The following is a 329-nucleotide window of genomic DNA, read 5'->3' on the forward strand; positions in this document are numbered from 1 at the left end:
CGTCGATGCCGGTCTCCTCGCGCACCGCGTCGAGCGCCTCCGCCGCGACGAGCGTGACCGCGCAGGCGTCGAGCTGGAAGGTGCCGTCGCCGAGGCGGTAGCGGTCGCCCTCGATCCCGTCGGGGCGGACCTCGACGGCGTCTCGCAGTTCGGGCGGCGCGCCGCTCTCGAGAGCGGTGACGAGAGACGTCACGGAGCCGACCGCGGGCTCCTCCGTCATTCAGGTCCCCCGAGCAGGGTCGGATCGCCCGGTTTCAGCCACTCGCGGTGCGCGTAGTAGACGACCGCGATCGGCGGTGCGACTAGCGCGACGAGGGCGTACAGCCACT

The 329-nt window shown here is 72.6% G+C and carries 1 pseudogene; it reads right to left on the minus strand.

Annotation, left to right across the window (positions count from 1 at the left end):
* Window positions 1-220 (minus strand): annotated as a pseudogene (locus C468_RS14810) (MOSC domain-containing protein); the annotation flags it as partial.
* Window positions 221-329: the final 109 nt, after the last annotated feature.

Origin of the sequence: Halorubrum kocurii JCM 14978 (assembly GCF_000337355.1) — an archaeon.
In the GTDB taxonomy this organism is placed as follows: domain Archaea; phylum Halobacteriota; class Halobacteria; order Halobacteriales; family Haloferacaceae; genus Halorubrum; species Halorubrum kocurii.